General features: G+C 67.6%; 8 protein-coding genes. 5 read left to right on the top strand and 3 right to left on the bottom strand.

Annotation, left to right across the window (positions count from 1 at the left end; translation table 11 throughout):
- Positions 1–121 precede the first annotated feature (121 nt).
- A complete protein-coding gene (locus RMO04_RS04805; protein WP_309643657.1) occupies positions 122–2290 on the top strand; it encodes a bifunctional (p)ppGpp synthetase/guanosine-3',5'-bis(diphosphate) 3'-pyrophosphohydrolase in 2169 nt (722 codons plus the stop codon).
- Positions 2291–2509: 219 nt separating this feature from the next.
- Positions 2510–4240, top strand: a complete 1731-nt coding sequence (locus RMO04_RS04800; protein WP_309643656.1) for a D-aminoacylase — start codon at positions 2510–2512, stop codon at positions 4238–4240.
- A 7-nt stretch (positions 4241–4247) separates the two neighbouring features.
- On the opposite strand, the gene RMO04_RS04795 is transcribed toward RMO04_RS04800, so the two are convergent.
- Positions 4248–4949 (bottom strand): glutathione S-transferase family protein, encoded by a 702-nt coding sequence (locus RMO04_RS04795; protein WP_309643655.1) that lies wholly within the window; start codon positions 4947–4949, stop codon positions 4248–4250.
- A gap of 76 nt (positions 4950–5025) precedes the next feature.
- Between RMO04_RS04795 and pyrE the strand changes: the two genes are divergently transcribed.
- The 3 genes from pyrE (at position 5026) to acpS (ending at position 6852) form a co-directional block, all read left to right on the top strand.
- Positions 5026–5610: an orotate phosphoribosyltransferase gene (gene pyrE / locus RMO04_RS04790; RefSeq protein WP_309643654.1), complete on the top strand. Its 585-nt coding sequence runs from the start codon at positions 5026–5028 to the stop codon at positions 5608–5610.
- On the top strand, positions 5607–6389 hold the full coding sequence (locus RMO04_RS04785) for a pyridoxine 5'-phosphate synthase (RefSeq protein ID WP_309643653.1): 783 nt from the start codon (positions 5607–5609) through the stop codon (positions 6387–6389). Before pyrE ends, RMO04_RS04785 begins: the two co-directional genes overlap by 4 nt.
- A gap of 64 nt (positions 6390–6453) precedes the next feature.
- On the top strand, positions 6454–6852 hold the full coding sequence (acpS, locus tag RMO04_RS04780; protein ID WP_309643652.1) for a holo-ACP synthase: 399 nt from the start codon (positions 6454–6456) through the stop codon (positions 6850–6852).
- An 82-nt stretch (positions 6853–6934) separates the two neighbouring features.
- Here the strand turns inward: acpS and RMO04_RS04775 are convergent, their stop codons facing one another.
- Together RMO04_RS04775 and RMO04_RS04770 are read right to left on the bottom strand one after the other, a co-directional pair.
- Complete coding sequence (locus tag RMO04_RS04775) at positions 6935–7300, bottom strand: nuclear transport factor 2 family protein (RefSeq protein WP_309643651.1); 366 nt, start codon at positions 7298–7300, stop codon at positions 6935–6937.
- Between the two features lie 10 nt (positions 7301–7310).
- The coding region (locus RMO04_RS04770; RefSeq protein WP_309643650.1) for a hypothetical protein at positions 7311–7520 on the bottom strand (210 nt) is incomplete at its 5' end.

The raw sequence follows: 7520 nt of genomic DNA, 5'->3' as shown, positions 1-7520 counted from the left end.
CGCTTAGGGTGGACGTTCAAACGGTGGGTGTGTTCAGTGGTGCGCAGCCAAGCCAGAATCCGGAACTTCCGCCGCAAGGCTTCGGTGATCGAAACCGTTCGATCAAGGTATTACCGCACCGATGATGCGCCAGTACGAGCTCGTGGAGCGCGTGCTCAAATACGATCCCAAGGCGAGCGAGGCGCTTCTAAATCGCGCCTATGTCTACGCGATGAAGGCGCACAGCAATCAGAAGCGCGCCTCCGGCGATCCCTATTTCGCACACCCCATCGAGGTGGCGGGGATCCTGACCGACTATCGGCTCGACACCTCGACCATCGTCACGGCGCTGCTGCACGACGTGATCGAGGACACCCCGGTCACCCCCGACGACATCAAGGCGCTGTTCGGCGCCGAGATCACCGAACTGGTCGAAGGGGTCACCAAGCTCACCAAGCTGGAGCTCAACAGCGAGCACACCAAGCAGGCCGAGAACCTGCGCAAGTTCATCCTGGCCATCTCGAAGGACGTGCGCGTCCTGATGGTCAAGCTGGCCGACCGCCTGCACAACATGCGCACGCTCCACTACATCGCCAGCCCCGCCAAGCGTGAGCGCATCGCCCGCGAGACCCTGGACATTTATGCGCCCCTGGCGCGCTCCATCGGCTGTCATCGCATCTGCTCGGAGCTCGAGGAGCTGGCGTTCGAGCACCTGAACCCGGTGGCCCGCGACGCCATCGGCCGGCGGCTGGAGAACCTTCGCATCGAGCAGGGCGGGGCGGTCGCCGTGGTCTCGGGCGAAATCGCCAACCGCCTGGAGAACGCCGGCATCGCCGCCCGGGTGTTCGGGCGCGAAAAGAACCCCTATTCGATCTGGCGAAAACTGCAGCGCAAGTCGATCGGCTTTTCCCAGCTCTCCGACATCTACGCTTTCCGGGTGATCGTCGACACCGAGAGCGACTGCTACGCGGCGCTGGGCGTCGTCCACCGCGCCTGGCCCAGCGTGCCCGAGCGGTTCAAGGACTTCATCTCCACGCCGAAGCGCAACAACTACCGCTCGATCCACACCACCGTCGTGGGCCCCAAGGGCATGCGCATCGAGATGCAGATCCGCACCGAGGCCATGGACCGCGTGGCCGAGGACGGGGTGGCCGCGCACTGGCGCTACAAGGACAAGTCCTACGGCTTCGACGCCGAGGCCCAGGCCGACGCCGGGGGCCGCGACCCGCTGCTCAACCTGCGCCATCTGGTCCAGGTGCTGGAACACGGCGGCGACGTCGAGGAACTGGTCGAGCACGCCAAGCTCGAGATGTATCTCGACCAGGCCTTCGTCTTCACGCCCAAGGGCAAGCTGGTCAGCCTGCCGCGCGGGGCCATGGCGCTCGACTTCGCCTACGCCGTCCATACCGACGTCGGCGACACCTGCATCGGGGTGAAAATCAACGGCGAGCTGAAGCCGCTGCGGACCATCCTGCAGAACGGTGACGTGGTCGAGGTGGTGCGCGGGCCCAAGCCGGTGGTGCCGCCGGACTGGCGCTCGCTGACGGTGACAGGCCGGGCGCGCTCGGCGATCCGCCGCCACATCCGGCAGACGGAGAAGGAAGAGTTCACCAGGCTCGGCCGCGCCACAGTCGACCAGACCTTCGAGCGGGCCGGAAAAGCGCGCAAGGACATCTCGCTGCGCCCGGCCTTGGAGCGGTTCGCTGTCTCCGCCGAGGACGAACTGTTCGAGATCGTGGGGCGCGGCCGTATCTCGCCGACCCAGGTCCTGGACGTCATCTTCCCCGGCCTGAAGGCCTCTGACCGCGAGGCCGCCGTGGCGACCCGCCGGATCGAAGGCGGCAAGGCCGCGCGTCTATATGTGCGCGGCGGCGGCCTGACTCCGGGCGTCTCGCTGAACTTCGGCGCCTGCTGCACGCCGGTGCCGGGCGACCGGATCGTCGGCATCATCGAGCCGGACGGCACGGGGCTGACCATCCACACGATCGACTGCGCCAAGCTGGCCGAGTTCGAGGACCGCGAGGAGCTCTGGCGCGATCTGCAGTGGACCCCTGAGGCCGAGCGCAACACCGTCACGCTCTCACGTCTCACCGCGACGATCCACAACGCGCCGGGGGTCCTCGGCCAAGCCTGCACGGTGATCGGCGAGGCCGGCGGCAATATCGTCAACCTGCGCATGCACCGTCGCCAGGCGGACTTCTTCGACGTTGACTTCGATGTGGAGGTGAAGGACGCCCGCCACCTGACCCATATCGCCGCGGCCCTGCGCGCCAATCCGTCTATCGAGACGGTGGACCGCGCCAAGGGTTAGCCGGCCGGCTCGGCTCGATCACCTGCTTCACGTCCCAGATGTCCATGATCAGCCCCCGTGACGTCACCAGATCGCCCAGGTCAGGCGTCAAGGATCGGCAGGCCGCGTCGTGACAACAACGCGATTTCCCCGCCTCAAGACCAAGCAGGCCTTAGGCTCGCCGTTGTTCCTGGCGTGAATGGCGCTGACACGGAGGGGATTCTCGCCTCTGATGCGGTCATGAGAAACGCCGCTGCCCTCTCACTCACCGCTTTCCTGCTCGCATCCTGCGCCACGACGCCCCCGCCGCCGACCTACGACCTGCTGATCCGGAACGCCCAGGTCTATGACGGCTCGGGCGGCGCGCCGTTTCAGGGTGAGGTCGGCGTCTCCGGCGACCGGATCGCCTATGTCGGATCACGCGCGCCCGGCGCCGGCAAGGCGGTGATCGACGCTGGCGGCAAGGCGGTCTCCCCCGGCTTCATCAACATGCTGTCCTGGGCGACCGAGAGCCTGATCGTCGACGGCCGCGGCCTGTCGGACCTGAAGCAGGGCGTGACGCTGGAGGTCATGGGCGAGGGGACTTCGATGGGTCCGCTGACTCCGGAGATGAAGCGGCTGGCGACCCAGCGGATGGGCGACATCAAGTTTCCGATAACCTGGACGACCCTCGACGAGTACCTGGTCTCGCTGGAGCGGGCCGGGATTTCGATGAACGTCGCTTCGTTCATCGGCGCGGCCACCGTGCGCGAGCACGTTCTGGGCGAAGGCGATGTCGACCCGACGCTGGAACAGCTCTTGGCGATGCGCAGGCTGGTGGTCGAGGCCATGGAGGACGGCGCGCTGGGCGTCGGCTCCTCGCTGATCTACGCCCCGGCCAGCTACGCCGAGACCCCGGAACTGGTGGCGCTGGCCACCGAGTCCGGTCGTTGCGGCGGCATCTATATCAGCCACATGCGCTCGGAGGCCGACCGCTTGCTGGAGGCCATCGACGAGCTGATCGAGATTTCGCGGCTGTCGGGGGCGCCGGCCGAGATCTATCACCTGAAGGCCGCCGGCCGCGCCAACTGGCCGAAGATCGACGCCGCCATCGCCCGGATCGAGGCCGCTCGCGCCAAAGGCCAGCGCATCACCGCCGATATGTACAACTACACCGCCGGCTCCACGGGACTGGACGCGGCCATGCCGCCCTGGGTGCAGGCGGGCGGGGTGGAAGCCTGGATCGGCCGGATGAAGGACCCCGCCGCGCGCGCCAAGGTGCTGGCCGAGATGCGCCAGGACAAACCCACTTTCGAGAACCTCTACCGCCACGCCGGCGCCGAAGGGACGCTCCTAGTGGGCTTCAAGAACCCGGCCCTGAAGACCCTGACCGGCAAGACGCTGGCCGAGGTCGCCAAGGCCCGCGGCGTCTCGCCTGAGGACGCGGCTATCGATCTAGTCATCGAGGACGGCAGCCGTGTCCAGGTCGTCTACTTCCTGATGTCCGAGGAGAACGTGAAGCGCCAGACGGCCTTACCTTGGATGAGCTTCGGCTCTGACGCCGCGGCCCTGGCGCCGGAGGGTGTGTTCATGAGGTCCAGCACGCATCCCCGCGCCTACGGCAATGTCGCGCGCCTGCTGGGAAAGTATGTGCGCGAGGAAAAGACCACGACGTTGCAGAGCGCCGTTCACCGGCTCTCGGCCCTTCCGGCGAAGAATCTCGGGCTGAAGGATCGCGGCCTGCTCAAGACCGGCTACTACGCCGACGTGGTGGTGTTCGATCCCGCCACGGTCGGCGACCATGGGACCTATGAGACGCCCAAGCAGTTCGCCACCGGGGTCAGCCATGTCGTGGTCAATGGCGCGGTCGTGTTGGCCGATGGCGAACCCACCGGCGCCAAGGCCGGCAAGGTCGTGCGTGGGCGGGCGTGGAAGGGCTGGGCCGACGGCGGCTGCCGTCCCACGGCGCGGGACTGGACCTGGGCGTGGTGAGCCTAGATCAGACGGCCGCGCGTCCGGCGCTTGCCCGGGCCTTGGCCGCGGTTTGCTGCTCGGCGATCGCCTCGCGGGTCTCGGTGATCACGCGCGCGGCGATGGGGTCGGTCTGGATCGCCCGCCAATAGGCCGCGAGCTTCGGCAGCCCCTCCAGCGGATCGGGCGTGCCGAACAGGGCGGGGATCCACTCGCTTGCCAGCACCAGCTGCGGGGCGATGGCGCCGTCGGCCTGGGTCAGCGAGCGTCCGACCGCGTAGCCGTCCTCGCCGATGAAGTCCTCCAGATAGGCCAGGGCCTCGGCGAGCTTGCCGGCCGCGGCGTTCACGACGTCCGGCTCCCAATGACGCCTTGAGCGGCCGGCCAGGGTGAACAAAGGGACCATGGCCATCACCACGTAGAAGTCGCAGATGCGCGAGAGCAGCCGCATCCGCGCCCGCGCCCACAGGTCATCGGGCCGCAGCGAGGGCTCGGGAAAGGCGTCCTCCAGATACTCGCAGATCACCTCGGACTCAGGCAGGGCGCGGCCGTCGTCCAACACCAGGGTCGGCACCCGGCCTATGGGATTGATCTTCAGATACTCGTCCTTGGTCTCCGCTGAAGCGTGGAAGCCCGGCGGCTGGATGATCTCCGCCTCGATCCCCTTGGCGTAGAGCAACAGGCGCACCCGGGTGGGGAAGGGTGAGTCATAGGTCTGGAAGAGTTTCACCGGTCTGACGTCCCCACGCGAATTGGTCGATGACAGCTTGGCAGGGGTTCGGTAATCCGCAACCCAGGAGGCCTGCATGAACACCGAAGACGTCCTCGAGGAATTCCGCGGCGCCGGCGCGCTGCGCGAAGGCCACTTCATCCTGGCCTCGGGGCGTCACAGCCCGATGTTCCTGCAGAAGAACCTGGTCTTTCAGTATCCCGAACGCACCGCGCGGCTCTGCAAGGCGTTGGCCGAGAAGATCGTCGCCCAGTTCGGCAAGCCCGATGTGATCGTGGCGCCCGCGGTCGGCGCGATCATCCCAGGCTACGAGGTCGCCCGCTGGCTGGACGTCCCGTCGATCTATGTCGAGCGCGAGGACGGCAAGTTCAAACTGCGCCGCGCCTTCACCATCGCGCCGGGGGCCAAGGTCGTGGTGGTCGAGGACGTGATCACCACCGGCGGCTCGTTCCGCGAAGCTGTCGAGCCCATCGAGGCGGCCGGCGGCAAGGTGCTTTGCTGCGCCTGCATCGTCGACCGGTCGGGCGGCAAGGCCGATGTGGGCTGGCCGCTGGTGGCGCTGGCCACCGTAGATGTGCCGTCCTATGCCGCGGACGAGCTTCCCCCCGAACTGGCGGCCCTGCCGGCCGAGGAACCGGGCAGCAAGAGGCTGCGCGGATGAGCCGTCTTCGCCTTGGCGTCAACATCGACCACGTGGCGACCATCCGCAACGCGCGGGGCTCGACCTATCCGGACCCGGTGCGCGCCGCCGAGATGGCCATCGCCGCCGGCGCCGACGGGATCACCGCCCACCTGCGAGAGGACCGTCGCCACATCTCCGACAGCGACATCGAGGCCCTGGCGGTGATCACGCGCAAGCGCGGGCGGCCGCTGAACTTCGAAATGGCGGTGACGCAGGAGATGGAAGCCATAGCCCTGGCCCATCTGCCGCACGCCGCCTGCCTGGTCCCCGAACGCCGCGAGGAGCGGACCACGGAGGGCGGACTGGACGTGGCCGGCGGCCACAACGCCATCGCCCCGGTCGTGCGCAGGCTGGTCGAGGCCGGTATCCGCGTCTCCTGCTTCATCGACGCCGACCCTGTCCAGGCCCAGGCCTCCAAGGACATGGGCGCCCAGGTGATCGAGCTGCACACCGGCGCCTATTGCGACGCCGTGCGCGAGCGGAGCGGCGAAGCCGACCGCCTGCTGGACGCCCTGCGCAGGACCTCCGAGGCCGCTGAACGGATGGGTCTGGAGATCCACGCCGGTCATGGCATCGACTACGAGACGGTCAAGCCGATCGCGGCCATTCCCCAACTCGCCGAGCTCAACATCGGCCACTTCCTGATTGGCGAGGCGATCTTCACCGGTCTGGGTCCCGCTATCCAGCGGATGCGCATGTTGATGGACGCGGCCCGAGCCAATTCCGAAGCGGAATTGGCTCAAAGCACATCAAGATGAGAGCATCTTCTTCGCCGAACCGGCGGCCGTTTCGGCGGAAAATGCTCTTGGCGGAGTTGGCGGCGTGATCATAGGTCTGGGCTCGGACCTCTCCGACATTCGCCGGGTCGCCAAGACCCTGGAACGGCACGGCGAGCGTTTCACGAACCGCATCTTCACGGAGATCGAGCGCACGCGTTCGGAGCGCAAGCCCGACCGCGCCTCCAGCTACGCCAAACGGTTCGCCGCCAAGGAGGCCTGCGCCAAGGCGCTGGGCACTGGCATGCGGCGCGGCGTGTTCTGGCGTGACATGGGCGTCGTCAACATGCGTTCGGGTCAGCCGACCATGGCGCTGACCGGCGGCGCCCTGGCGCGGCTTCAGGAGATGACGCCCGCCGGCCATCGGGCCGTCATCCATCTCTCGCTCACCGACGACCATCCCTACGCCCAGGCCTTCGTGATCATCGAGGCGCTGCCCGAGTAGCAAAAAAACGCCCACCCCGGCGAACCGGGATGGGCGAGGTCAGGGCCTGGAGACTCCGGAGTCCGGAGATTGGGAACAACGCTCAGGTCGACGGCGGGCGGGGATCGTAGAAGAAGGTCTCGCGGCAGATCTGCTCGCCGCGCCAGGTCTGCCAGGCGACCTCGTCGATTACCCGCGACGGGCCCTCCTTGGGGAAGAATTCGAAGCGCCAGCGGATCGCCACCTGGTCTCCGTCAACCAGGACTGGAGCCATCAGCTCCGTGGTCACGCGCTCGACGCGGGCCAGCACCTTGGCCTCGCCAGCCATCAGCACCTCGCGACCTACCCGAGGCGCCGCGCCGTTCTCCTGCATGGAGGCGTCTTCGGTGTAATAGCGCTCGATGGCGCCCACATGATCGCCGCTGACCACATGGGCCACGAAGGCGTCGAGAGTTTCCCGGCTGGGCATGGCGTCGACCTCATGCGTGGCTGTCTTCGGGGTGGCGGGAGACCAGGCGGGCGAGATTCCGGAACGCCGGCCCGCTACGCAGGGCGTAGTCGAAGGCTCCGCTGACCCGCAGCGGCGTCAGGCGCACCATCGATCCTCCGGCCAGCCGCTGCGCCAGCGGCGCCGTGGCCAGGAACGCGTCGAGCGCGGCCTCGTCGTCCCAGAAGGCGACGAGCCCCGC

This window comes from Phenylobacterium sp. (assembly GCF_031412415.1).
Taxonomy (GTDB): domain Bacteria; phylum Pseudomonadota; class Alphaproteobacteria; order Caulobacterales; family Caulobacteraceae; genus Phenylobacterium.
The sequence above is the reverse complement of the archived record's forward strand: the minus strand, read 5'-3'. Positions and strand labels throughout refer to the sequence as shown.